We start from the raw sequence: 23456 nt of genomic DNA on the forward strand, positions 1-23456 counted from the left end.
CCGCGGCGCACGTCCTGCCTGCGGGCTTTTTTAACGGCCAACCCATAGGAGATATCAATGGAATTCATCGACTCGATTAAGGCACGCATCCCCGACTACGCGAAGGACATCCGCCTGAACCTCGACGGCACGATCTCGCGCTCGTCGCTCGAAGGCACCGACGCGGTTGGCGTCGCGCTGGCGGCCGCCATCGCGGCAAAGAGCCCGGTGCTCATCAAGACGATCCGCGAAGCCGGCGTCCTGTCGCCCGAAGAGACGAACGCCGTGCTGACGGCGGCCGCGCTGATGGGGATGAACAACACCTGGTATCCGTATGTCGAAATGGCCGACGACGCCGACCTGAAGACGCAGCGCGCCGAGCTGCGGATGGGCGCGTATGCCACGCACGGCGGCGTCGACAAGCGCAAGTTCGAGATGTACGCGCTCGCCGCGTCGATCGTCGGCAAGTGCCACTTCTGCGTGAAGTCGCACTATGCGCTGCTGAAGGACGAACAAGGGATGACCGTCACGCAGCTGCGCGACGTCGGCCGCATCGCGTCGGTAATCAACGCCGCCGCGCAAGTGATCGCCGCCGAAGGCGAATAAGCGGTTGCGCCACGCGAGCCGGCAGCGATGCCGGGAGCGACGCCCGCTTCAAACGAAAATGCCACGCTGATGCGTGGCATTTTTCATTTCCGCGGGACGGCATGCGGCGCGAACCGCGCGCCGCCACGAGCAACCATCAGCCGCCCTGCTTCACCAGCAACGCGGCGGCCTGCGCCTCGATGCCTTCGCCGCGGCCGAGATAGCCGAGCTTCTCGTTGGTCTTCGCCTTCACGTTCACACGATCGAGCGGCAGCCCGAGATCGGCCGCGATGTTCGCGCGCATCCCGTCGATATGCGGCGCGAGCTTCGGCGCCTGGGCGATCACGGTGCTGTCGACGTTCTGGATCGTGAAACCCGCCGCCTTCACGCGCTCGGCGCACGCGCGCAGCAGCACGCGGCTGTCCGCGCCCTTGAACGCCGCGTCCGTGTCGGAGAAATGGCGGCCGATGTCGCCAAGCGCCGCCGCGCCGAACAGCGCGTCGGTGATCGCGTGCAGCAGCACGTCCGCGTCCGAGTGGCCGAGCAGGCCGCGCTCGTACGGAATCGTCACGCCACCGATGATGAGGGGGCGCCCTTCGACGAGCTGGTGCACGTCGTAGCCTTGTCCGATTCTGAAATCCATGCGTGTTCCGATTGAGATGGGGTGAAAGTCAGGAAGCGTTCGCGGGGCGCGCGAGGATCGCTTCCGCGAGCGCGAAATCTTCCGGGTACGTGACCTTGAAATTGCGCAGGCTGCCCTGCACGACGCGCGGCGTATGGCCGGCCCATTCGATCGCGCTCGCTTCGTCGGTCAGGTCGTGCCCTTCGCGCTGCGCGCGCAGGATCGCCTCGCGCAGCATGCCGATGCGGAACATCTGCGGCGTCTGCGCCTGCCACAGCGCGTCGCGCGACTCGGTGCGCGCGATCGCGTCGCCACCGGCCGGCACGCGCTTGAGCGTATCGGCCACCGGCAGTGCGACGATGCCGCCGACCGGGTCATCCTTCAGCGTCGCGACGAGGGTGCGGATCAGCTCAGGCGTAATGCCCGGGCGCGCCGCATCGTGCACGAGCACCCAGTCCTGGTCGGTCGCGCCGAATTCGGCAAGTTCGAGCAGCCCGTTCAGCACCGACGCCTGCCGCGAGCCGCCGCCGCAGCGGCGCACCGCGAAACGCAGGCCCGCGAAGCGGCGCGCGTCGAAATGGGAATCGTCGGGCGCGAGCACGACGAGCGTCTGCGCGAACTCGCTGCACGCGTCGAACGCGGCGAGCGTGTAGTGCAGCAGCGCGCGGCCGGCCAGCGTACGGTATTGCTTCGGCACGGCGGAGCCGGAACGGCTGCCCGTACCGGCACAGGGAATCAGGGCGAAAAGTCGGGGAGTCACGAAGGGAAACGCCGGAAAGATGAAATCGAGAAGCGGATTTTATAATAGGTCTTTCGTCTCGACCGGCGCACCGCGATGCGCCCGTGCACGCCACCCCTGTCGTCCCTATGCCAGATAACGCTTCCACCCCGTCCGCCTCGCCCGTTGCGCGCGTCAAACCCGGCCAGCGCTTTGCCTTCGACGGCACGCACGGCTCCGCCGACGCGCTCGCCATCGCCCGTTATCTCGCCGACAACCGCCAGGACGTGCCGCTCCTCGCGGTGATCTGCGCAAACGCGGTCGACGCGCAGCGGCTCTCGCAGGAAATCCGCTACTTTTCGCCCGATGCGCGCGTGCGCCTGCTGCCGGACTGGGAAACGCTGCCGTACGACACGTTCTCGCCGCACCAGGACCTCGTGTCCGAGCGGCTCGCGACGCTGCACGACCTCGGCGAGGGCCGCTGCGACATCCTGCTCGTGCCCGCGACCACCGCGCTGTACCGGATGCCGCCCGCCTCGTTCATGGCCGCGTACACGTTCGCGTTCGCGCAGGGCGAGCGGCTCGACGAGGCGAAGCTGAAGGCGCAGCTGACGCTGGCCGGCTACGAGCACGTGAGCCAGGTCGTGCGACCCGGCGAATACTGCGTGCGCGGCTCGCTGATCGACCTGTACCCGATGGGCTCGCCGCTGCCGTACCGGATCGACCTGTTCGACGACCAGGTCGACTCGATCCGCGCGTTCGACCCCGACACGCAGCGCAGCCTCTACCCGGTGCGCGACGTGCGCCTGCTGCCCGGCCGCGAATTCCCGTTCGACGAAGCCGCGCGCACGGCCTTCCGCAGCCGCTGGCGCGAAACCTTCGAAGGCGACCCCAGCCGCGCGCCGATCTACAAGGACATCGGCAACGGCGTGCCGTCGGCCGGCATCGAGTATTACCTGCCGCTGTTCTTCGACGAAACGGCCACGCTGTTCCACTACCTGCCGCAGGACGCGCACCTCGTGTTCACCGGCGATCTCGAGGCGTCGATCCGCCGCTTCACGGCCGATACGAAGCAGCGCCACGCGTTCCTCGCGCACGATCGCGAGCGGCCGATCCTCGAGCCGCAGCGGCTGTTCCTGTCCGACGAGGATTTCTTCGCGTTCGCGAAGCCGTTCGCGCGCGTCGTGCTGCCCGCGCAGCCGGCCGGCGGCTGGGCGACCGCGCTGCCCGAGCTGACCGTCGACCGCCATGCGGACGATCCGCTCGCGTCGCTGCGTACCTTCGTCGAATCGTCGGGCAAGCGCGTGCTGCTGACCGTCGAATCGGCCGGCCGGCGCGAGACGATCCTGCAACTGCTCGCCGAGCATCACCTGCGCCCCGCGCCGAACGACCACTTCGCGGGCTGGCTCGCGAGCGACGAACGTTTCGCGCTCGGCGTCGCGCCGCTCTCGAACGGCTTCGCGGTGCCGGGCGAAGGTTATGCGGTCGTCACCGAAACCGAGCTGTACGGCGCGCTCGGCCGCCGCGCGGGCCGCCGCCGGCAGGAACAGGCGAGCAACGTCGACGCGATGGTGCGCGACCTGTCGGAGTTGAAGGTCGGCGACCCGGTCGTCCATGCGCAGCACGGCATCGGCCGCTACATGGGCCTCGTGTCGATGGATCTCGGCGAAGGCGAGACCGAATTCCTGCATCTCGAATACTCGGGCGACAGCAAGCTCTACGTACCCGTCGCGCAACTGCACGTGATCTCGCGCTACAGCGGCGCCGACCCCGACAGCGCGCCGCTGCACGCACTCGGTTCCGGCCAGTGGGAGCGCGCGAAGCGCAAGGCCGCGCAGCAGATCCGCGACACGGCCGCCGAGCTGCTGAACCTGTACGCGCGCCGCGCGGCCCGCGAAGGCCACGCGTTCTCGCTCGATCCGCGCGACTACGTGAAGTTCGCCGAAAGCTTCGGCTTCGAGGAAACGCCCGACCAGGCGGCAGCCATCGCGGCCGTGATCGGCGACATGACGAGCGGCAAGCCGATGGACCGCCTCGTGTGCGGCGACGTCGGCTTCGGCAAGACCGAGGTTGCGCTGCGCGCCGCGTTCATCGCGGTGCTGGGCGGCAAGCAAGTCGCGCTGCTGTCGCCCACCACGCTGCTCGCCGAGCAGCACACGCAGACCTTCGCCGACCGTTTCGCGGACTGGCCGGTGCGGATCGTCGAGCTGTCGCGCTTCAAGACCGCGAAGGAAGTGAGCGCGGCAATCGCGCAGATCAACGAAGGCAGCGTCGACATCGTGATCGGCACGCACAAGCTGCTGTCCTCGGACGTGCAGTTCAAGCGGCTTGGCCTCGTGATCATCGACGAGGAACACCGCTTCGGCGTGCGCCAGAAGGAGGCGCTGAAGGCGCTGCGCGCGGAAGTCGACGTGCTGACGCTCACCGCGACGCCGATCCCGCGTACGCTCGGGATGGCGCTCGAAGGGCTGCGCGATTTTTCGGTCATCGCGACCGCGCCGCAGAAGCGGCTCGCGATCAAGACTTTCGTGCGCCGCGAGGAAGAAAGCGTGATCCGCGAGGCGATGCTGCGCGAGCTGAAGCGCGGCGGCCAGGTGTACTTCCTGCACAACGAGGTCGAGACGATCGAGAACCGCAAGGCAATGCTCGAGGCGCTCGTGCCGGAGGCACGCATCGTGATCGCGCACGGCCAGATGCACGAGCGCGAACTCGAACGCGTGATGCGCGATTTCGTCGCGCAGCGCGCGAACGTGCTGCTGTGCACGACCATCATCGAGACCGGCATCGACGTGCCGAGCGCGAACACGATCATCATGCACCGCTCGGACAAGTTCGGCCTCGCGCAGCTGCACCAGCTGCGCGGTCGCGTCGGCCGCTCGCACCATCAGGCGTATGCCTACCTGCTGGTCCACGATCCGCAGTCGCTGACCAAGCAGGCGCAGCGCCGGCTCGAAGCGATCCAGCAGATGGAGGAACTCGGTTCCGGCTTCTATCTCGCGATGCACGACCTCGAGATCCGCGGCACCGGCGAAGTGCTCGGCGACAAGCAGTCGGGCGAAATCCACGAGATCGGCTTCCAGCTCTACACGGACATGCTGAACGACGCGGTGAAGGCGTTGAAGAACGGCAAGGAGCCCGACCTCACCGCCCCGCTCGCCGCGACGACGGAAATCAACCTGCATGCGCCCGCGATCCTGCCGGCCGACTACTGCGCGGACGTGCAGGAGCGGCTGTCGCTGTACAAGCGGCTCGCGAACTGCGAGCACGGCGACGCGATCGACGGCATCCAGGAGGAACTGATCGACCGCTTCGGCAAGCTGCCGCCGCAGGCGCACGCGCTCGTCGAGACGCACCGGCTTCGGATCGCCGCGAAGCCGCTCGGCATCGTGAAGATCGACGCGAGCGAGGTCGCGATCGGGCTGCAGTTCGAGCCGAATCCTCCGATCGATCCGATGCGGATCATCGAGATGGTGCAGAAGCACCGGCACATCAAGCTCGCGGGCCAGGACAAGCTGCGCATCGAAACGCGCTCGCCCGATCTCGCGATCCGCGTGTCGACGATCAAGGAAACGCTGCGCGCGCTGGCCCCGAAACAGGGGGCGGCCACCGCGGCGCGCTGACGCGATACCGACGGGCGCGACGTTGCTGCACCGCATCGCGCCCGACGAAGGCGGGCCGGCGCGTTTTTGAGTATGATTTCCCATTCATCAGACGGAGTTTTGCCATGTCCACTCTCGACGCGTCGGCGCCGTCCGCCGCAACCCAAGGCGACGAATCGCTCGTCAGCCTGCCGTGGGTCAAGCAACTGGTGTCGATGGACACGACGAGCCGCGTGCCGAACCTCGGCCTGATCGAAACGGTGCGCGACGCACTCGCCGCGAAGGGCATTGCCTCGACGATCACGCACGATCCGCGCGAAGGCTGGGCGAACCTGTTCGCCACCGTACCCGCGCACGACGGCTCGACCAACGGCGGCATCGTGCTGTCGGGGCATACCGACGTCGTGCCGGTCGATGGCCAGCAATGGGACAGCAACCCGTTCGCGCCGGAAATCCGCGACGGCCGCCTGTACGGCCGCGGCACCTGCGACATGAAGGGCTTCATCGGCACGGCGCTCGCGCTGCTGCCCGAGATGCAGGCGACGAAGCTCGCGAAGCCGATCCATTTCGCGCTGTCCTACGACGAGGAAATCGGCTGTGCGGGCGCACCGCTGATGATCGCCGATCTCGTCAAGCGCGGCGTGCAGCCGTCGGGCTGCATCGTCGGCGAGCCGACCAGCATGCGGCCGATCATCGCGCACAAGGGCATCAATGCGTACCGCTGCTGCGTGCGCGGCCACGCGGCGCATTCGTCGCTGACGCCGAAGGGGCTCAACGCGATCGAATATGCGGCGCGCCTCATCTGCCATATCCGCGACATCGCCGAGCGCTTCCGCGCCGAAGGCCCGTTCGACGAACTGTACGACGTACCGTTCACCACCGCGCAGACGAGCACGATCCAGGGCGGCAACGCGATCAACACGGTGCCGGCCGAGTGCCGCTTCGACTTCGAATTCCGTAACCTGCCGACGCTCGATCCCGAGCAGATCTTCACGCGCATCGAAGCGTATGCGCAGGAAACGCTGCTGCCGCAGATGTTGCGCGAGCATCCGAATGCCGCGATCGAGTTCTCGAAGATCGCCGCGGCACCCGGCCTCGACGCGACCGAACAGGCCGCGATCACGCAGCTCGTGCGCGCGCTGACGGCCGACCAGGACAAGCGCAAGGTCGCGTACGGCACCGAGGCCGGCCTGTTCGAACGCGCGGGTATCCCGAGCGTCGTGTGCGGGCCCGGCAACATCGAGCAGGCGCACAAGCCGAACGAGTATGTCGAGCTCGCGCAGCTCGCCGGCTGCGAGCAGTTCCTGCGCAAGTTCATCCGCAGCATGTCGGTCGACGCGCACTGACTGCCTCCCGCCACGCCGGCCCGCGTGAGCGGGCCGGCCCACTCCGCCACCCGCCACGTCATGTCGACTGAACAACAGGGCACCGCCCATACGACGATCGACGGCGAGCCGATTCCGACGCTCGACGAAATCGCCGCGCAGCATTTCGCTTTGTCGCCGTGGGTCGCGCGCACGCCCGTGTTCGAGCGCGCCGACCTGCCGTCCCTCGAGGGCACGCACGTCAACTTCAAGTTCGAGCTGCTGCAGGAGAGCGGCAGCTTCAAGGCGCGCGGCGCGTTCACGCACCTGCTCGCGCTCGACGAGGCGCGCAAGAACGCGGGCGTCACCTGCGTGTCGGCCGGCAATCACGCGGCGGCCGTCGCGTATGCGGCGATGCGGCTCGGCAGCAGCGCGAAGGTCGTGATGTTCCACACCGCGAGCCCGACGCGCATCGCGCAGTGCAAGCAGTACCGTGCGGAAGTCGTGCTCGCGGGCAGCGCGTCGCAGGCATTCGATCTCGTGCGGCGCATCGAGGCCGAGGAAGGCCGCTTCTTCATCCATCCGTTCAACGGCTATCACACGATCCTCGGCACCGCGACGCTCGGCTACGAATGGGCGACGCAGACGCCCGACCTCGACGCGGTGATCGTGCCGATCGGCGGCGGCGGGCTCGCGGCCGGCATGGCGACCGCGCTGCGGCTCGCGAATCCGCGCGTGCACGTGTACGGCGTCGAACCGGAAGGCGCGGACGCGATGAGCCGCAGCTTTGCGGCGAACCACACGATCAAGATGAGCGCGATGCAGACCATCGCCGATTCGCTGATGGCGCCGCATACCGAGGAATACAGCTACCAGCTGTGCCGGCGCCACGTCGACCGCATCGTCACCGTGTCCGACGACGCGCTGCGCGCCGCGATGCTGTTCCTGTTCTCGCACCTGAAGCTGTCGGTCGAGCCGGCCTGCGCGGCTGCGCTCGCCGCGCTGCTCGGCCCGCTGCGCGAAACGCTGCAGGGCAAGCGCGTCGGCGTGCTGCTGTCGGGCACGAACACCGATCCCGGCACGCTCGGCATGCATCTCGCACACGCGAAACTGCAGCACTGACCCTACATCGGGCACCAACGGACCAACCTAGGGTTATCCCCAGATTATGTTGACAGCCCTGTTGATAACCCGCCGGACAAGCACGCAAGTGGTTGAGCGCGCAGCGTTTTGCGCGCGCGAAGGTCGATCGTCACGAAATGGGCAGATGCGGCCGCTGGCCGCATGCGCGATGGCGCTCGCGCTGCTCGCCGGTTGCGCGACGGCACCCTCGCCCGTCGTCAACGCGCAACCTGCGTCCTGCACGCAACCGGGCGAAAGCCGCATGCTGCAGGCCGACCTGCTGTTCGGGCGCGACATCACCGGGCGCGGCCCCGTCACCGATGCGGAACGCGCGGCGTTTCTCGCCGACACCGTCACGCCGCGCTTCCCCGACGGCCTCACCTACTGGGACACGCATGGCCAGTGGCGCGACCGCGCAACCGGTGCGATCACGCGCGAAGACAGCTTCGTGATCCGTATCATTGCCGACGATACACCCGACACGCACACGCGGCTCACCGCAATCCGGCAAACATACATGCAGCGCTTCCATCAGCAATCGGTCGGCATGACGGTCGCGCCGGCCTGCGCGTCGTTCTGATTCACCCTCTCCTGCTGCCGGCGATTCACGCAAAAAAAAACGGGCGCCCTAAGGCGCCCGTCTCTTGTCTGAAGAACAGCGTACCGCTTACTTGTTCTCGAACATGTCCATGATCTGCTGCTTCTCCTGCGGCGTGACGGGCGGCGGCGCAAGCCCTGCCGCACCGGCCGAACCCAGCGCGTCGTTCGCGCTGATCGCGTTCTCGGCCGGGTTGATGTCGACGTTCGCGACGAAGCCGTTGCCCGGCGTGCGATCGGCGTAGTACAGCTCGCCGTCGATCGAGGTCAGCCCGTCCGGCATCGGCATCTGCTGCTCGGGCACGCCGTTCAGCGCGGTGCGCATGTAGTTCACCCAGATCGGCAACGCGAGCTGCGCGCCGAATTCGCGGCTGCCGAGGCTCTTCGGCTGGTCGAAGCCCATCCATGCGACCGCGACGAGCGACTGCTGGTAGCCGGCGAACCAGCCGTCCTTCGCGTCGTTCGTCGTACCCGTCTTGCCCTGCAGGTCGCTGCGGCCCAGTGCGTTGGTACCCGCGCCCGTGCCAGCCGTCGCGACCGAATGCAGCAGGCTGTTCATCACGTACGCGTTGCGGCCTTCGATCGTGCGCGGCGCCGTGCCGCCCGCGATCACCGGCTGCGACTTCTGCAGCGGCTGGCCGCGTGCGTCGTCGACTTCGGCGATCAGGTACGGATCGACCTTGTAGCCGCCGTTCGCGAACACCGCGTAGCCGGTCGCGAGCTGCAGCGGCGTCACGAGACCCGCGCCGAGCGCCATCGGCAGGTACGGCGGCGTCTTCGCCGGATCGAAGCCGAAGCGCTGCGTCACGTACTGCTGCGCATACTGCGTGCCGATCGATGCGAGGATCCGGATCGACACGAGGTTCTTCGAACGCTGCAGGCCGGTGCGCATCGTCATCGGGCCGTCCGGCTGGTCGTCGTCCTTCGGCTCCCACGCGGTGCCGCCCGGCACGCTCGGCGGGAAGTACAGCGGCGCGTCGTTGATCATCGTCGCCGGCCCCATGCCCTTGTCGAGCGACGCCGAGTAGATGAACGGCTTGAACGACGAGCCCGGCTGCCGCCACGCCTGCGTTACGTGGTTGAACTTGCTCTTGTTGAAGTCGAAGCCGCCGACGAGCGAGCGGATCGCACCGTCCTGCGGGGCAATCGCGACGAGCGCGCCTTCGACCTGCGGCAGCTGCACGACCTGCCAGCCCGTCTTGCCGTCCTTCAGCACGCGCACGACCGAGCCCGGCTTGATGCGCAGCGTATCGTTCGCGCGCGGGCTCAATGCGGCCGACACGAAGCGCAGCCCGGCCGGCCCGATCGTCGTGGTCGCGCCGCCGACGAACTGTACCTCGACCGCATTCGGCGACGCCGACAGCACGACCGCCGACTGCAGGTCGCCGTTGTCCGGGTGATCGGCGAGCGCGTCGTCGATCGCCTCGTCACGGTCGTCGCCGGCCGCGGGCAGCTGGATCGACGCTTCCGGCCCACGATAGCCGTGGCGGCGCTCGTAGTCGAGAATGCCGCGACGCACGGCCTGGTACGCGGCTTCCTGATCGGACGAGTTGATCGTCGTCGTGACGGTCAGCCCGCGCGTATAGGTTTCGTCCTTGTACTGCTGGTACATCATCTGCCGCACCATCTCGGCGACGTATTCGCCGTGCACCGCGTACTGGTTGCCCGGCGTGCGCACGTGGATCTCTTCCTTGATCGCTTCGTCGTACTGCGGCTGCGTGATGTAGCCGACCTCGAGCATGCGCTTCAGGATGTACTCCTGGCGCACCTTCGCGCGCTTCGGATTGACGACCGGGTTGTACGCGGACGGCGCCTTCGGCAGCCCCGCGAGCATCGCTGCCTCGGCAAGCGTGATGTCCTTCAGGTCCTTGCCGAAATACACGCGTGCGGCGGCTGCAAAACCGTACGAACGCTGGCCGAGATAGATCTGGTTCATGTACAGCTCGAGGATCTGGTCCTTCGTCAGGGCCTTCTCGATCTTGTACGCGAGCAGCATTTCGTAGATCTTGCGCGTGTAGGTCTTCTCGCTCGACAAGAAGAAGTTGCGCGCGACCTGCATCGTGATCGTGCTCGCGCCCTGCCGCGCGCCGCCGTGCATCAGGTCGGCCACGCCCGCCCGCAGGATGCCGACGAAGTCGACGCCGCCGTGTTCGTAGAAGCGGTAGTCCTCGATCGCGAGCACGGCCTTCTTCATCACGTCGGGAATGTCCTGGAAGCGCACGAGGCTGCGGCGCTCCTCGCCGAACTCGCCGATCAGCACGTGATCGGCCGTGAACACGCGCAGCGGCACCTTCGGCTGGTAGTTGGTCAGCGCATCGAGCGACGGCAGTTGCGGCGCCATCACGACCAGTGCATAGCCGACGATCAGCGCGCCGACGATCGCCAGCGTCACGAACAGGCCGGCGAACCACAGCGCGACGCGCGAGCCGAACGTGCGACGGCGTCCGCCGCCGCCGCCGCTGCGCTGCTGTGCGCGGCGGTCGTCGTCGCGATCGTCATCATCGGGGTAATAGGCCCCGGACGGCGAACGGCGCAGCGTGTAGTGGGGTTCGTTCCTGTCGGAAGAAGAAGGCGGTCGTTTGATAATTGGCATGTCGGAATGGCGGGCGTACGTGGCGCCCTCGGACGCATGCGGAAATGCAAGCGGATGAATCAGAGTGGGTGCATCGAGATGCGGCTGTCACGTCGACAGACCCCGCCGCGCGGCGATCCGTTCCCGCGACGTGACAGCGCATTTTAATGAAATCGACCGGGTGCCTTCGCGATTTTTTGTAAAAATTCCCGCAATGCCGTGATTTGCGGAACGTATTGTCGGCATCCTCGGCCTATGATGGACACGCAATATCGCGTGTTACCGATTTTTTCTTTCAGTTGCGAAAGGTTCGGTATCCGGATACTCGGGCCGCTTGAACTCGCGCGTTTAAGCCGTATTTAAGTGAACCGGTGGTGTAATATCCGCCGGCTCATGCGGGTCGGAACCGGCCCGCAGCGGGCACTGCCGCGAATGCGCGGCGCCTTTCAATCACGGAGGATTTCATGTCGCTTTTCGACTCTGTTTCGCGCACGATCAAAGGCCTGCTGAACGATGCGGCCGATTCGGTACAGGATCCGTCGCGCGACGCACGGCAGATCGTGCGGGAGCTCGACGACAGCATCGGCCGTGCCGAGAATTCGCTGATCGAGATCGAGGCACAGGTCGCGACCCAGCGCAGCAAGCGCGATGCGGCCGACGACAAGGTGAAGAAGTACGAGGACGGCGCGAAGCGCGCGCTGCAGTCCGGTGACGAAGCACTCGCCCGCGAGGCCCTCGCCGCGCAGTCGAACGCCGAAGCCGAGCGCGATGCGCTCGCGGCCGAGCTGACGACGCTCGAGCCGTCGGTCGACAAGCTGAAGGGGCAGATCGCCGACATGCGTCAGCGCCGCAACGACCTGAATGCGCGCTCGAACATCCTGCAGGCCAAGCAGGAAATCGCGCAGGCGAAGGACGTCGCGGCCAGCGCGCTGGGCGGCATCGGCGGCAAGAACCTGTCCGAGGATTTCCAGAAGCTCGAAGACAAGGTCGCGCTGCAGAACGCCCGCTCGGACGCCCGCCTGAATTCCGCCGACACGTCGAGCGGCAAGGCGCTCGACGACAAGCTCGCCGCACTGAACAAGGGCCCGTCGGTCGAGGATCGCCTCGCCGCGCTGAAGAAGCAGCTCGATACGCCCGCGCAGTAACGGCAAACGCGCCGCGCCCCGGCCCGGGTGCGCGGCGCGAACCGATCGTCAGGAGACGGGCGCCTGCGCCCGGTTCGACCATGAAGAAATCTCTCGCCGCACTCGGCCTCTCGCTGATGTTGCTGTCGTCCGCCGCGTTTGCGGTCCCGTCGCTGCAGCAGGTCGAGCAATCGATCGCGCAACGCAACTGGCAGCAAGCCGACACGCAGCTGTCGCAAGTCATCGACGCCCATCCGAACAACGCGCACGCGCGTTACCTGTATGCGCAGGTGCTGGACCGCGAAGGCCGCGCGTCCGACGCGCTCGCGCAACTGCAGCAGGCGAAAACGCTCGATCCGCAACTGAAGTTCACCGACGCGTCGCGCTTCGCGCAGACCGAATCGCGCATTCGCGCCGACGCCGCGCGCGTGAGCGGCAACGTGCCGTCAGCCACGCAGGCCGGCACGCTGCAGCCAGGGCTCGCCCCTGCCGTCGCGCCGGCCGAAAAACACGGCCCGTCGACCGGCATGTGGATCAGCCTCGGGCTGATCGTCGCGATCATTGCACTGGTGCTGCGCTGGACGCTGCGGCGCGCGCGCACGGCCGACGACGGCCGCGCCGACGACGAACGCCGCACGCAGCTCAAGCGCGCGACCGACGTGCTGAACGACATCCGTCCGCTGAAACTCGACGCGAAGCTGTCGACGGCGCCCGGCGCCGCGGCGCTCATCGGTGAAATCGAAGCGATCGAGACCGACGCGCGCACGCTTGTCGAGGCGCTGTCGAACGGCAAGAATCCGGTGCCGCCGTATCGCGTCGACGAACTCGAACAACGCCATGCGAGCGTGAAAGCGCGCGTCGAAGGCCGCCCCGATCCGGCCGCGCAACCTGCGGCACCGGCGAACGGCAGCGGCTCCGTGTACGCACAGGAAGCCGATCGCATGACGGGCGCGCAGGGCCAGCCCTACCCGCCACAACCCTATCCGCAACAGCAGCCGCCCGTCGTGATCCAGCAAGGCGGCGGCGGTTTCGGCGGCGGGATGGGCGGGCTGCTGACCGGCGTACTGCTCGGCGAGGCGATGTCGGGCGGACGCGAGCGCGTGGTCGAACGCGACGTGATCGTCGACGGCGAGCGCCGCCGGCAGGAAACCGACCCGGGCTTCGACCTCGGCCGCGGCGACGCGTCGAACTGGAGCGACGGCAGCGGCGGCGGCGGCATGGACCTCGGCAGCAACGACGACGGCTGGACCGACGACAACTCCTGACCCAACGCAGCGCGTCGACACGCGCTGCCACGCACGCCACGCTCCCCTGCCTCGCCGGCCGCGCCGACGCGCGAATTTGTCAATCATTTCAAGATGGACTACCGGCAATGGGGAGCGTTCGCTATCATGCGGCCATCGGCGTGCCACCGACCCTCATTCGACGCAATGCAATTCAGCGCGTCGCGGCACGCCTCCCCTCGCCCCAACAGGAGAAAGCCGCTCATGAGCATCATCAAGGAATTCAAGGAGTTCGCCGTCAAGGGCAACGTGATGGATCTCGCCGTCGGCGTGATCATCGGCGGCGCGTTCTCGAAGATCGTCGATTCGATCGTGAAAGATCTCATCATGCCGGTGATCGGCGTGCTGACCGGCGGTCTGGATTTCTCGAACAAGTTCGTTCTGCTCGGCACCATCCCCCCGACGTTCAAGGGTAATCCCGATTCGTTCAAGGACCTGCAGGCCGCGGGCGTCGCCGCATTCGGTTACGGCTCGTTCATCACCGTGGCGATCAATTTCGTCATCCTCGCGTTCATCATTTTCATGATGGTGAAATTCATCAACAAGCTGCGCAAGCCGGAAGAAGCCGCGCCGGCCGCGACGCCGGAAGACACCGTGCTGCTGCGCGAGATCCGCGATTCGCTCAAGCAGCGCTGATCGCCGCGCGCTCCGCTCGCCAGGCCCGCCTCGTGCGGGCCTTTTTATTGCGCGCGCGCTGCACCGCTGCAAGCGGCCTATCTCACTTTTTTGTGACGGGCGAATGCACGCGCGGGGAAAGCAGGTCTATGATGGAGACTAAACGACAGTACGGGCGCCAAGACGCTGGCTGTGTCGATCATGGCGAGCAGGTCGACGGGAGACATTGATCGTCGTACTGCACGAATGCAGCATTTTCGTGTGCTATAAAGGATCGACATGCGGCGTACATAGCCGGGAGTGGGTCGCATGAAAGTGCCGCATTTCTTGCAATTGTTTTTGAGGCGAGTGTTTATGTCCTTCCCGAAAAAACGTCGGCGTGCGCAGCAGGATGGCCAGGAGTCATTCCTCGCGGTTCTGCGCCACTCGAAACCGTTTGCTCAACTCGACACCAAGATTGCCCGCGCCCGTGCGCAGGACGAACCCGTCCTCTATGCGCATGTGCTGCCCGGTCTCGACGTGCTCCTGTGCAGCGTGCGCGGTGCCCAACCGCCCTATCCGGCGATCGCCGAGCTGCGCAAGCGCTGCATCGAATCGATCGCCAACGCGCTCGAGCAGCCGCTCGACGGCCTCGAGAACGGCGGCTACTGGTACGAGGCGAACGGCTTCGGTTTCCTCGTATTTGCGAGCCGTGCGCGTGCGCGCATCCTGCCCGAGTTTGGTGCAGGCACGAAAGCGAGCCTGCGCGGCGGGCTTGGCCGCCAGAACGCCGGCGACACGACACCACGTTCGCTCGGCTGATTCGCCAGTCATTCGATGGGCCGCCTCCGGGCGGCCCATCTGCCATTCACGCGCCCCGCTTGCCCGTCACGACGCCTGCTGACGGCCGTTGCCCGGCCTCACGATGTCGATGAACGCGGCGAAATCGGCGCCGGCGAGCCCTTGCGCGGCACCGAGCCGCAGCACCTGCTGGACAGTGGCCGATACGGGCATCACCGCGCCCGTGTCGCGCGCGGCGTCGGCAATCGCATCCACATCCTTCTGGAACGTGGCGAGCGCACCGATCGGCACGTGACCGCCCGACGTCATGCGCGGCACGAACGTCTGCAGCAGCACCGAATCGGCCCAGCCGCCGGCCAGCGCCTCGGCCAGACGCGCGGCATCGATGCCGCTCGCCTGCGCGAGACCGACGGCCTCGGCGATCGCCGTGACCGTCGCGGTGACGATCGCCTGGTTGCACAGCTTCGCCGTCTGGCCCGCCCCGGCGTCGCCCATGTGCGTGATGCGCGACGCGTACGCGTCGATCAGCGGCCGCACCGCGTCGAGATCGGCCGTGCGGCCGCCCGCCATCACCGCGAGCGTGCCGGCCTGCGCGCCAGGCACGCCGCCGGACACCGGTGCGTCGACCCAGCCGACACCGAGTGCAGCCGCACGCGCCGCGTAGTCGCGCGTCGCCGCGGGCGGAATGCTCGAATGATCGACGATGCGCAGCAGGCGGCGCGCAGCGGCGTCGCCGGAGAGCAGCCCGTGCTCGCCGAACACGACATCGCCAACCGCACGGCCGTCGAGCACACACACGAATACCGTATCGACACGTTCAGCCAGTTCGCGCGGCGTGCCGACCACCTGCGCGCCGTCCTTGACCAGCGCCTCGGCCTTGTCACGCGAGCGATTCCACACGCTGACGCGATGCCCCGCCGCCAGCAAATGCCGAATCATCGGCGCGCCCATCAATCCCGGTCCGCAAAATCCGACTTCCACGATGTTCCTCGTCTCCGATATGGGTTGAACTTGCCGCCCATCATACCTATCACTCAAGAAGCCGGGCACGCACGGCACCGCTTCGGGACCGCGGCTTGCACCGGCAATACAGACCGATATCCCAGGGAGCGCATCATGAGCGACCACGTGTACAAGATGATCGAGCTGACCGGTTCGTCGCGGCAATCGAGCGACGACGCGATCCGCAACGCGATCTCGAAAGCCGGCAAGACGCTGCACAACCTGCACTGGTTCCAGGTAACCGAAACACGCGGCCACATCGAAGGCGACCAGGTCGTGCACTGGCAGGTCACGCTGAAAGTCGGCATGCGTATCGACGACTGACGCGCCCCCGCATCCCACGCCGCGCCGCGATCCGGATCCGCGCAATACGGATCCGTGCGGCGCCGCGTGCGTCGCTTTCCACCCCGTTCAGGCCCCTTGTCACGGCCCGGCCGGTGGGTGTCTGCGGGTATCCATCTCTTGACGCTGGACCCGCTTCATATTAAAAACGATATACCCCCCTTGCCCCTCGATCAGCCCAGCCATATAAACCGGAGATATCATGAGTCAGCAACGCGAGGCGATCGACACGTACCTCTTGCGCGTCTTGCACACCTTGTTGATGGAGCGCAGCGTTACGCGCGCGGCCGTCAAACTGAACCAGTCGCAACCGGCGATCAGCGCCGCGCTGCGACGCCTGCGCGACATCACCGGCGATCCGCTGCTGGTGCGCGGCAAATCCGGCATGGTGCCGACCGAATACGGGCTGCGCCTGCTCGAGCCCGTGCAGAACGCACTGCGTGAAATCGAGCGCATCAAGTTCCAGCAGCACAATTTCGACCCGGCCACGTCGATCCGCTGCTACCGGATCGGCTGCCCCGATTACCTGAACGTGCTGTTCGTGCCGACCGTCGTCGAACGCTTCCGCCAGGCCGCGCCGAACGCGACGCTCGAGTTTCATTCGCTCGGCCCCGCGTTCGACTACGAGCTCGCGCTGGAAGACGGCAAGCTCGACATCGTCGTCGGCAACTGGCCCGAACCGCCCGAGCAACTGCACCTGTCGAACCTGTTCGTCGACGAAATCGTCTGCCTGATGAGCAACACGCACCCGTTCGCGAAGCGCGGCGGGCTCACGCTCGACCAGTACCTGAACGCGCCGCATCTCGCGCCGACGCCGTACTCGGTCGGCCAACGCGGCGCGATCGACGTGCATCTCGCGCGCGAACGCCTCAAGCGCCACGTGGTCGTCACGCTGCCGTACTTCAATCTCGCACCGTACGTGCTCGTGAAGTCCGACCTGATTTTCACGACGACGCGCCTGTTCGCCGATCACTACGCGAAGTTCCTGCCGCTGTCGGTCGTGCCGGCGCCGCTCGACTTCCCGCCGATGCAGTACTACCAGCTGTGGCACGAACGCTGCCACTACTCGGACGAAGTGCGCTGGCTGCGCAGCCTCGTCGCCGAAGCCACCCGCACGCTGATCGAGCCGTAACGGCATGCGCCGTCGCATCGCGTCGTGACACGTCACGGCGCAACGGCGGCCGGTGGCACGCCCGGCAGGGCGGCCGCCGTACCGCTTCAGTGACGCTTCAGCGCGATGCCTCGACGAGCGCGTGCGCAAGCGCGTTGTGACGCTCGATGACGGGCGGCAGATCAAGCGTCGCCAGCCGCCCTTCCCGCACCACAACCTTCCCGTTCACCACCGTGTACGCCGTCTGCGACGGCGCGCAGAACACGAGCGCCGCCACCGGATCGTGCAGCGCGCCCGCGAACAGCGGCTGGCGCAGGTCGAACGCCGCGAAGTCCGCGGCCATGCCGGGCTTCAGCGCACCGATGTCGTCGCGGTTCAGCACCTTCGCACCGCCAAGCGTCGCGATCTCGAGCGCTTCGCGCGCGGTCATCGCATCGGGCCCGAAGCCGACCCGCTGCAGCAGCAGCGCCTGCCGTACTTCCGCGACCATCTGCGCGCCGTCGTTCGACGCGGAGCCGTCGACGCCGAGGCCGACCGGCACGCCCGCCAGACGCATCTTCTTCACCGGCGCGATGCCCGACGCGAGCCGCATGTTCGAGCACGGACAGTGCGCGACGCCCGTGCCGGTGCGCGCGAACAGGCCGATGCCCGCATCGTCGAGCTGCACGCAGTGCGCATGCCACACGTCGTGGCCGACCCAGCCGAGATCTTCCGCATATTCGGCCGGCGTCATCCCGAACTTCTCGCGGCTGTACGCGATGTCGTTGACGTTCTCCGCGAGGTGCGTGTGCAGCGACACGCCGTATTCGCGCGCGAGCACGGCCGCGTCGCGCATCAGGTCACGGCTCACCGAGAACGGCGAGCACGGCGCGACCACCACGCGCAGCATCGCGTAACGGCCTTCGTCGTGATAGGTCTCGATCAGGCGCTGCGTGTCGCGCAGGATGTCGGGCTCGCGCTCGACGACCGAATCGGGCGGCAGCCCGCCGTCGCGCTGGCCGACGCTCATCGAGCCGCGGCTCGCGTGAAAGCGCATGCCGATCCGCTGCGCGGCGCCGATGCTGTCGTCGAGCCGGCTGCCGTTCGGATAGATGTACAGGTGGTCGCTCGACGTCGTGCAGCCCGACTGCAGCAGCTCGGCCATCGCGGTCAGTGTCGACACTTCAATCATCTCGGGCGTCAGGTGCGCCCAGATCCGGTACAGGTTCGTGAGCCAGCCGAACAGCTCGGCGTTCTGCGCCGCGGGCAGCGCGCGCGTGAGGCTCTGGTACATGTGATGGTGCGTGTTCACGAGCCCCGGGATCACGAGGTGGCCGCGCAGGTCGAGCACTTCGTCGGCCGTGTCGGGCAGCTCCGCGGTCGGGCCGACCGCGACGATTCGGTTGTCTTCGATGTAGAGCCCGGCATCGCGCAGCTCGCGGCGCGTGTCGTCCATGGTCACGAGCACGTCGGCGTGCTTGACCAGCAGGGTTTTCGGGCGGGATGAAGAGGTGTTCGGCGCGCGTGCGCCAGCGTGCTGCTCGAGGTTCATGCGTTCTCCGCGTCGGTCTGCCCCCAGGGGCTGTCCTGGAGGCGGTCACACAGCCGTTCGAACGCTGAATCGCGGCACGCCCCGGTGCCTGCGTCCGTTCGAACGCCCTGGCCCGGTTACCCGGCGTGCTCGCCGTCTTCGGGGTACGCGCCGGCCACCGGCCGACGCGCACGGCGGGAGGATCGCCCAAGCGCGCGCCGCACACAATGCGCGATCCGGAATACCGCGCTTCAGGGTTCCGATATGGTACGCCGCACAGGCCCTCGCCGGGCACCTGAAAGCCCGCCGGAAGCCGCGTCCGGCGTGCCGTCGACAGCCGCTCATGCGCGGCGCATTATCTTTGATATCGCGCCCGTATTTGCGCGGGGAACCTTTTTACAATGCCTGCACGGCGCTCGCTTCAATCTCGCCGACGGGTATGTAGCCACGTGACGTGGAGCCTCGATCCGCCGCACAGTCAATGGATCGAGTCGCCGCCGAACCTCGCATTCACACAAGGACAATTGCGAATGGGAAAGCTCACTACCCACGTACTCGATACGGCGCACGGCCGTCCCGGCGCTGCAATCAAGGTGGACCTCTACGCGCTGGACGGCGAATCGCGCCGCGCGATCAAGACCGTGCTGACCAATAGCGACGGCCGCTGCGACGAACCCCTGCTCGAAGGCGCCGCGCTCGCCGCCGGCGAATACGAACTCGTGTTCCATGCCGGCGACTACTTCGCGTCGCTCGGCGTGAAGGTACCCGAACCCCGTTTCGTCGACCGCGTCGTGCTCCGCTTCGGCATCGCCGACACCGGCTCGCACTACCACGTGCCGCTGCTCGTGTCGCCGTGGTCGTACAGCACCTATCGCGGCAGCTGACATTCGAATCAGCGCCCACATCAAACAAACGATTTGAGTCTGGAGGAGTTTCATGGAAGGCTTCATCACCGACTGGCTGAACCTCGCGCTGCGATGGCTGCACGTCATCGTCGCCATTGCGTGGATCGGCGAGTCCTTCTATTTCGTCGCGCTCGACAACAGCCTGAAACCGCCGACCGACCCGAACCAGCGCAAGCGCGGTGTGTTCGGCGAGCTGTGGCACGTCCACGGCGGCGGTTTCTACAACATGCAGAAGTACACTGTCGCCCCGCCGGAAATGCCGGATGACCTGCACTGGTCGAAGTGGCCGTCGTACACGACCTGGCTGTCGGGCTTCTCGCTGTTCTTCGTGCTGTATCTGCTCGCGCCGAACACCTACCTGATCGACAAGAGCGTGCTCGACATGGGCCCGGTGGTCGCCGTCGCATCCGCACTCGGCTTCCTCGCGGCCGGCTGGATCGTCTACGACTCGCTGTGCCGCATCCTCGGCACCAACGATCGCGTGCTCGGCATCTGCGTCGGCCTCTACGTCGTCGTCGCAGCGTACCTCGCCTGCCACATTTTCTCGGGCCGTGCCGCCTACCTGATCGTAGGCGCGATGCTCGCGACGATCATGTCGGCGAACGTGTTCTTCGTGATCATCCCCGGCCAGCGCAAGATGGTCGACAAGATGCTCAAGGGCGAAGAACCGAACCCGATCTACGGCAAGCGCGGCAAGCAGCGCTCGGTGCACAACACGTACTTCACGCTGCCGGTCGTGTTCGCGATGCTGTCGAACCACTATGCGATGACGTACACGAACAAGTTCAACTGGGTCGTGCTCGTGCTGATCATGCTGGCCGGCGCGCTGATTCGCCAGTTCTTCGTGATGCGTCACCGCGGCAAGCAGCTGTGGTACCTGCCGATCGGCGGCGTCGCACTGCTGTCGGGCGCGCTGGTGTGGACGATGCCGAAGCCGGTCGCACCGGAAGCGCAAGCCGCGAACGCACCGAAGATCGTGATCAACGACATCATGCCGATCCTGCAGCAGCGCTGCGTCGAGTGCCACTCGTCGAAGCCGACGCTGATGGGCAGCGCACCCGCGGGCGTGATGTTCGACACGCCGGACGAAGTGTCGAAGAACGCGCAGCGTATCTACGAACAGGCCGTGCGCCTGAAGGCGATGCCGATCGGCAACGTCACGCACATGACCGACGACGAGCGCACCAAGCTCGCCGCCTGGTTCGAGGGTGGCGCGAACAAGTAAGCCGCCGTGCGCCGGGTGCGAATGCCCGGCGCAATCCTCTCCGTTCGCGGGCCCGGTGACGGGCCCGTTTTTTTTGCGTGCGCCGAATGCGCTTCTTGCGCTAGCCGCGTAGCGCGTCGCGCTGCAGTGCGACGAGCGCATCGACCGCGCGCGGGCCGTCGTCGAACGGTACGAAGATGTGATCGTGGTACGCGGCGGCCATCACGTTGCAGCTAATGCCGGCCGCGCCGAGCGCCCGCGCGAATGCAGCCGTGAGGCCTACGGCCGCGAGGTCGGAATGCACGGTCAGCGTAATCCATGCCGAGCGGAACAGCACCGGCCAGCCGCGACGTGCGGCCGCTTCCTCGTCGACCACGACCGTCAACCCTTCCGCTTCGCGGAACGTCGCAATCACTTCGGACAACGATACGTCCACATCGGTCGGCAGCGACACGAAGGCGAACGCGCCCGGATGCAGTTCAGGTTGCATCGTGCGCAGCAGGACCGTGAGGTCGTTTTCAGGTTGGCTCATCGGAAGAACTCGCCTGGAACCAGGCATCGTGCGGTGAAGATGCGGGCACGATAGCATGCGCCGGCGCCACCGCTACGCGCGCATCGTCGCGACTTCGTCCGCGAGCCAGTCACGCAATGCGACGATGCGCGGATCGTCCTGCGTATGCTCCGGATACACGACGTGATACGCAAGGCCCGGCGCCACCTCGACGTTCACGTCGAACAGCTGCACGACGCGCCCTTCCGCGAGATCGCGCACGATCATGTGCGGCTCCGCAAGACCGACCGCCGTGCTGTCCGTCACGGCCTGCACGACGTGGCTCGAATCCGGAAACGACACGCACTGGCTGTCATCGAAACCGTCGACGCCGGCCGCGGTCATCCACGCCGACCAGCGCGGCCAGGTCACGCCGTCGACTTCGCAGTCGACGTGACAGAGCGTGTGGCGCAGCAGATCGCGCGGCTTGCGCAACGGCGGCCCGGCCGACAGCAAGGCCGGGCTGCAAATCGCGACGACCGACGTATCGAACAGGCGCCGAGCGCACGTGCCGCGATAGCGCCCGGTGCCGAAGCGGATCGCGACATCGACGTCGTCGTCGTCGAAATCGCGCAACCGGTCGCTGATGTCGAACGTCAGCTCGAACGCAGGATGCGCGGCCCTGAAACGCGGCAGGCGCGGCAGCAGCCAGTGCGTCGCAAAACGCGCGCCGACCGACACGCGCAACTCCGTCTGCTCCCGCGCGACGCGCCGTGCCCGGGCAGTCGCGCGCAGCAGGCCCGCCAGCGCATCGGCGGCCGCGGCAGCCAGCACGACACCGGCCGGCGTCAGCCGGATGCTGCGGCTCGTGCGGACGAACAGCTCCATGCCGAGCTGCGCCTCGATCTCCTTGATCTGGTGACTGACGGCTGCCGGCGTCAGCCCGACCTCGTCGGCCGCCCGCGAAAAATTCAGGTGCCGCGCCGCCGCATCGAACGTCCTCAGCGCGCGCGTACCGGGCCACATGCGTTCCATCGATCTTCAAAAGGAATTTGATAACCGTTCCAAAACTACTCGTTTTTCATGACGCCATCAATTGGCAAACAATAGGCTTTCTTGAAGATGCCGCGCGCCGTCCCGTGCGCGCGGCCACCCTGGAGAGTCGCCAATGACCGCTGCACCGTTCCCGTCCGTCGCCCAGATCAACGGCGTAGCCGCCACGCCCGATGCGCTCGCCGCATTGGCATTCGCGGGCCACGCGCATTTCACCGCGATGCAGATACGCGAAGGCCGCGTCCGCGGGCTCGACCTGCACCTCACGCGATTGCGCGACGCGTCGAACGCGCTGTTCGGTCATGCACTGCCCGACGAACGGATACGCACGTTCCTGCGCGCCGCGCTCGATCGCGCACCGTCAGCACTGTCGCTGACCGCGACCATCCATGCGACAACGGGTGAATTCGTCGCACCGCGCGACGACGAAGCGCTCGACGTGCTGGTGCGCACCGCCGCGCCGTCGCCGGGGCCGGTCGGCCCGCTCGATCTCGCGCTGTTCGAACACGAGCGCGTGCTGCCCGACATCAAGCACGTCGGCGAAGTCGCGAAGACGCACTTCCTGCGCCGTGCGGTCACGCAGGGTTTCGACGATGCGGCGTTCGTCGATCGTCAGGGGCGCATCAGCGAGGGCTCGATCTGGAACCTGGCGTTCTGGACCGGCGATTCGGTCGTGTGGCCGGTGGCCGGCATGCTCGGCGGCGTCACGATGGGCATCCTGCGCCGGCAACTGGCACGCCTCGGCATCGCACAGCACGACCGTGAAGTGACACCGGCCGATCTGCCGTCGATGGCCGGCGCCGTCGTGATGAATTCGTGGACGCCGGGAATCGCCGTGCGCCGGCTCGGCACGACGACGCTACCCGACTCGTCATCGCTCGCCGTGCTGCTGCATCACGCTTATGAACAGGAGCCGTCCGTCGCGCCGTGACGCGCGCC

At 66.9% G+C, this 23456-nt stretch carries 21 protein-coding genes; 14 read left to right on the top strand and 7 right to left on the bottom strand.

Features of this window, described 5'->3' with window-relative positions; genetic code table 11:
- Positions 1 to 57: 57 nt before the first annotated feature.
- The gene (locus tag KEC55_RS10100) at positions 58 to 585 is read left to right on the top strand and encodes a carboxymuconolactone decarboxylase family protein (RefSeq protein ID WP_282505331.1); all 528 of its coding nucleotides are present in this window, start codon (positions 58 to 60) and stop codon (positions 583 to 585) included.
- 136 nt (positions 586 to 721) lie between these two features.
- On the opposite strand, the gene ispF is transcribed toward KEC55_RS10100, so the two are convergent.
- Positions 722 to 1207 (bottom strand): 2-C-methyl-D-erythritol 2,4-cyclodiphosphate synthase, encoded by a 486-nt coding sequence (ispF, locus tag KEC55_RS10105; protein WP_034188783.1) that lies wholly within the window; start codon positions 1205 to 1207, stop codon positions 722 to 724.
- A 28-nt stretch (positions 1208 to 1235) separates the two neighbouring features.
- Entirely contained in the window at positions 1236 to 1946 is a 711-nt protein-coding gene (gene ispD / locus KEC55_RS10110; protein WP_059233911.1) for a 2-C-methyl-D-erythritol 4-phosphate cytidylyltransferase, read from the bottom strand.
- Between the two features lie 107 nt (positions 1947 to 2053).
- Here ispD and mfd point away from each other — a divergent pair, with 107 nt between their 5' ends.
- From mfd to KEC55_RS10130, 4 genes are all read left to right on the top strand, one after another.
- A complete protein-coding gene (mfd, locus tag KEC55_RS10115; RefSeq protein WP_282505332.1) occupies positions 2054 to 5524 on the top strand; it encodes a transcription-repair coupling factor in 3471 nt (1156 codons plus the stop codon).
- 104 nt (positions 5525 to 5628) lie between these two features.
- Complete coding sequence (gene argE / locus KEC55_RS10120) at positions 5629 to 6849, top strand: acetylornithine deacetylase (RefSeq protein ID WP_282505333.1); 1221 nt, start codon at positions 5629 to 5631, stop codon at positions 6847 to 6849.
- Between the two features lie 60 nt (positions 6850 to 6909).
- Positions 6910 to 7929, top strand: a complete 1020-nt coding sequence (locus KEC55_RS10125; RefSeq protein ID WP_282505334.1) for a threonine/serine dehydratase — start codon at positions 6910 to 6912, stop codon at positions 7927 to 7929.
- 145 nt (positions 7930 to 8074) lie between these two features.
- A complete protein-coding gene (locus KEC55_RS10130; protein ID WP_282505335.1) occupies positions 8075 to 8509 on the top strand; it encodes a DUF3574 domain-containing protein in 435 nt (144 codons plus the stop codon).
- Between the two features lie 87 nt (positions 8510 to 8596).
- Here the strand turns inward: KEC55_RS10130 and KEC55_RS10135 are convergent, their stop codons facing one another.
- A complete protein-coding gene (locus KEC55_RS10135) occupies positions 8597 to 11119 on the bottom strand; it encodes a penicillin-binding protein 1A (RefSeq protein WP_282505337.1) in 2523 nt (840 codons plus the stop codon).
- Positions 11120 to 11562: 443 nt separating this feature from the next.
- Here KEC55_RS10135 and KEC55_RS10140 point away from each other — a divergent pair, with 443 nt between their 5' ends.
- The 4 genes from KEC55_RS10140 (at position 11563) to KEC55_RS10155 (ending at position 14921) form a co-directional block, all read left to right on the top strand.
- Positions 11563 to 12243, top strand: coding sequence for a PspA/IM30 family protein (locus KEC55_RS10140; protein ID WP_059233905.1), 681 nt, complete (start codon positions 11563 to 11565; stop codon positions 12241 to 12243).
- Positions 12244 to 12323: 80 nt separating this feature from the next.
- Entirely contained in the window at positions 12324 to 13487 is a 1164-nt protein-coding gene (locus tag KEC55_RS10145) for a tetratricopeptide repeat protein (protein ID WP_282505340.1), read from the top strand.
- Between the two features lie 222 nt (positions 13488 to 13709).
- Positions 13710 to 14141, top strand: a complete 432-nt coding sequence (gene mscL / locus KEC55_RS10150) for a large conductance mechanosensitive channel protein MscL (protein WP_176047291.1) — start codon at positions 13710 to 13712, stop codon at positions 14139 to 14141.
- A 333-nt stretch (positions 14142 to 14474) separates the two neighbouring features.
- On the top strand, positions 14475 to 14921 hold the full coding sequence (locus KEC55_RS10155; RefSeq protein ID WP_027784713.1) for a hypothetical protein: 447 nt from the start codon (positions 14475 to 14477) through the stop codon (positions 14919 to 14921).
- A 66-nt stretch (positions 14922 to 14987) separates the two neighbouring features.
- Here the strand turns inward: KEC55_RS10155 and KEC55_RS10160 are convergent, their stop codons facing one another.
- Complete coding sequence (locus tag KEC55_RS10160; protein WP_282505341.1) at positions 14988 to 15881, bottom strand: NAD(P)-dependent oxidoreductase; 894 nt, start codon at positions 15879 to 15881, stop codon at positions 14988 to 14990.
- Between the two features lie 135 nt (positions 15882 to 16016).
- Between KEC55_RS10160 and KEC55_RS10165 the strand changes: the two genes are divergently transcribed.
- Together KEC55_RS10165 and KEC55_RS10170 are read left to right on the top strand one after the other, a co-directional pair.
- On the top strand, positions 16017 to 16226 hold the full coding sequence (locus KEC55_RS10165; protein ID WP_006493215.1) for a dodecin: 210 nt from the start codon (positions 16017 to 16019) through the stop codon (positions 16224 to 16226).
- A 220-nt stretch (positions 16227 to 16446) separates the two neighbouring features.
- Complete coding sequence (locus tag KEC55_RS10170) at positions 16447 to 17376, top strand: LysR substrate-binding domain-containing protein (protein ID WP_006490213.1); 930 nt, start codon at positions 16447 to 16449, stop codon at positions 17374 to 17376.
- 97 nt (positions 17377 to 17473) lie between these two features.
- Here KEC55_RS10170 and KEC55_RS10175 read toward each other — a convergent pair whose 3' ends face one another.
- The gene (locus KEC55_RS10175; RefSeq protein ID WP_282505343.1) at positions 17474 to 18886 is read right to left on the bottom strand and encodes an 8-oxoguanine deaminase; all 1413 of its coding nucleotides are present in this window, start codon (positions 18884 to 18886) and stop codon (positions 17474 to 17476) included.
- Between the two features lie 509 nt (positions 18887 to 19395).
- On the opposite strand from KEC55_RS10175, the gene uraH reads away from it, so the two are divergent.
- Both uraH and KEC55_RS10185 read left to right on the top strand, forming a co-directional pair.
- On the top strand, positions 19396 to 19749 hold the full coding sequence (gene uraH / locus KEC55_RS10180; protein WP_011352401.1) for a hydroxyisourate hydrolase: 354 nt from the start codon (positions 19396 to 19398) through the stop codon (positions 19747 to 19749).
- Positions 19750 to 19801: 52 nt separating this feature from the next.
- Complete coding sequence (locus tag KEC55_RS10185; protein ID WP_176047293.1) at positions 19802 to 20995, top strand: urate hydroxylase PuuD; 1194 nt, start codon at positions 19802 to 19804, stop codon at positions 20993 to 20995.
- A gap of 100 nt (positions 20996 to 21095) precedes the next feature.
- On the opposite strand, the gene KEC55_RS10190 is transcribed toward KEC55_RS10185, so the two are convergent.
- Positions 21096 to 21506, bottom strand: coding sequence for an ACT domain-containing protein (locus tag KEC55_RS10190; RefSeq protein ID WP_282505345.1), 411 nt, complete (start codon positions 21504 to 21506; stop codon positions 21096 to 21098).
- A gap of 72 nt (positions 21507 to 21578) precedes the next feature.
- A complete protein-coding gene (locus tag KEC55_RS10195; protein ID WP_282505346.1) occupies positions 21579 to 22499 on the bottom strand; it encodes a LysR substrate-binding domain-containing protein in 921 nt (306 codons plus the stop codon).
- 133 nt (positions 22500 to 22632) lie between these two features.
- On the opposite strand from KEC55_RS10195, the gene KEC55_RS10200 reads away from it, so the two are divergent.
- Positions 22633 to 23448, top strand: a complete 816-nt coding sequence (locus KEC55_RS10200) for an aminotransferase class IV family protein (RefSeq protein WP_282505347.1) — start codon at positions 22633 to 22635, stop codon at positions 23446 to 23448.
- The last annotated feature ends 8 nt before the right edge of the window (positions 23449 to 23456 follow it).

This window comes from Burkholderia cepacia (genome assembly GCF_029962485.1).
Classification (GTDB): Bacteria; Pseudomonadota; Gammaproteobacteria; order Burkholderiales; family Burkholderiaceae; genus Burkholderia.

What these genes read in the sequence shown, in the direction of transcription:
- KEC55_RS10100 (WP_282505331.1), top strand. Translation starts at nt 58, where the DNA reads ATGGAATTCATCGACTCGATTAAGGCACGCATCCCCGACTACGCGAAG.
- ispF (WP_034188783.1), bottom strand. Translation starts at nt 1,207, where the DNA reads ATGGATTTCAGAATCGGACAAGGCTACGACGTGCACCAGCTCGTCGAA.
- mfd (WP_282505332.1), top strand. Translation starts at nt 2,054, where the DNA reads ATGCCAGATAACGCTTCCACCCCGTCCGCCTCGCCCGTTGCGCGCGTC.
- argE (WP_282505333.1), top strand. Translation starts at nt 5,629, where the DNA reads ATGTCCACTCTCGACGCGTCGGCGCCGTCCGCCGCAACCCAAGGCGAC.
- KEC55_RS10125 (WP_282505334.1), top strand. Translation starts at nt 6,910, where the DNA reads ATGTCGACTGAACAACAGGGCACCGCCCATACGACGATCGACGGCGAG.
- KEC55_RS10130 (WP_282505335.1), top strand. Translation starts at nt 8,075, where the DNA reads ATGCGGCCGCTGGCCGCATGCGCGATGGCGCTCGCGCTGCTCGCCGGT.
- KEC55_RS10135 (WP_282505337.1), bottom strand. Translation starts at nt 11,119, where the DNA reads ATGCCAATTATCAAACGACCGCCTTCTTCTTCCGACAGGAACGAACCC.
- KEC55_RS10140 (WP_059233905.1), top strand. Translation starts at nt 11,563, where the DNA reads ATGTCGCTTTTCGACTCTGTTTCGCGCACGATCAAAGGCCTGCTGAAC.
- KEC55_RS10145 (WP_282505340.1), top strand. Translation starts at nt 12,324, where the DNA reads ATGAAGAAATCTCTCGCCGCACTCGGCCTCTCGCTGATGTTGCTGTCG.
- mscL (WP_176047291.1), top strand. Translation starts at nt 13,710, where the DNA reads ATGAGCATCATCAAGGAATTCAAGGAGTTCGCCGTCAAGGGCAACGTG.
- KEC55_RS10155 (WP_027784713.1), top strand. Translation starts at nt 14,475, where the DNA reads ATGTCCTTCCCGAAAAAACGTCGGCGTGCGCAGCAGGATGGCCAGGAG.
- KEC55_RS10165 (WP_006493215.1), top strand. Translation starts at nt 16,017, where the DNA reads ATGAGCGACCACGTGTACAAGATGATCGAGCTGACCGGTTCGTCGCGG.
- KEC55_RS10170 (WP_006490213.1), top strand. Translation starts at nt 16,447, where the DNA reads ATGAGTCAGCAACGCGAGGCGATCGACACGTACCTCTTGCGCGTCTTG.
- KEC55_RS10175 (WP_282505343.1), bottom strand. Translation starts at nt 18,886, where the DNA reads ATGAACCTCGAGCAGCACGCTGGCGCACGCGCGCCGAACACCTCTTCA.
- uraH (WP_011352401.1), top strand. Translation starts at nt 19,396, where the DNA reads ATGGGAAAGCTCACTACCCACGTACTCGATACGGCGCACGGCCGTCCC.
- KEC55_RS10185 (WP_176047293.1), top strand. Translation starts at nt 19,802, where the DNA reads ATGGAAGGCTTCATCACCGACTGGCTGAACCTCGCGCTGCGATGGCTG.
- KEC55_RS10190 (WP_282505345.1), bottom strand. Translation starts at nt 21,506, where the DNA reads ATGAGCCAACCTGAAAACGACCTCACGGTCCTGCTGCGCACGATGCAA.
- KEC55_RS10195 (WP_282505346.1), bottom strand. Translation starts at nt 22,499, where the DNA reads ATGGAACGCATGTGGCCCGGTACGCGCGCGCTGAGGACGTTCGATGCG.
- KEC55_RS10200 (WP_282505347.1), top strand. Translation starts at nt 22,633, where the DNA reads ATGACCGCTGCACCGTTCCCGTCCGTCGCCCAGATCAACGGCGTAGCC.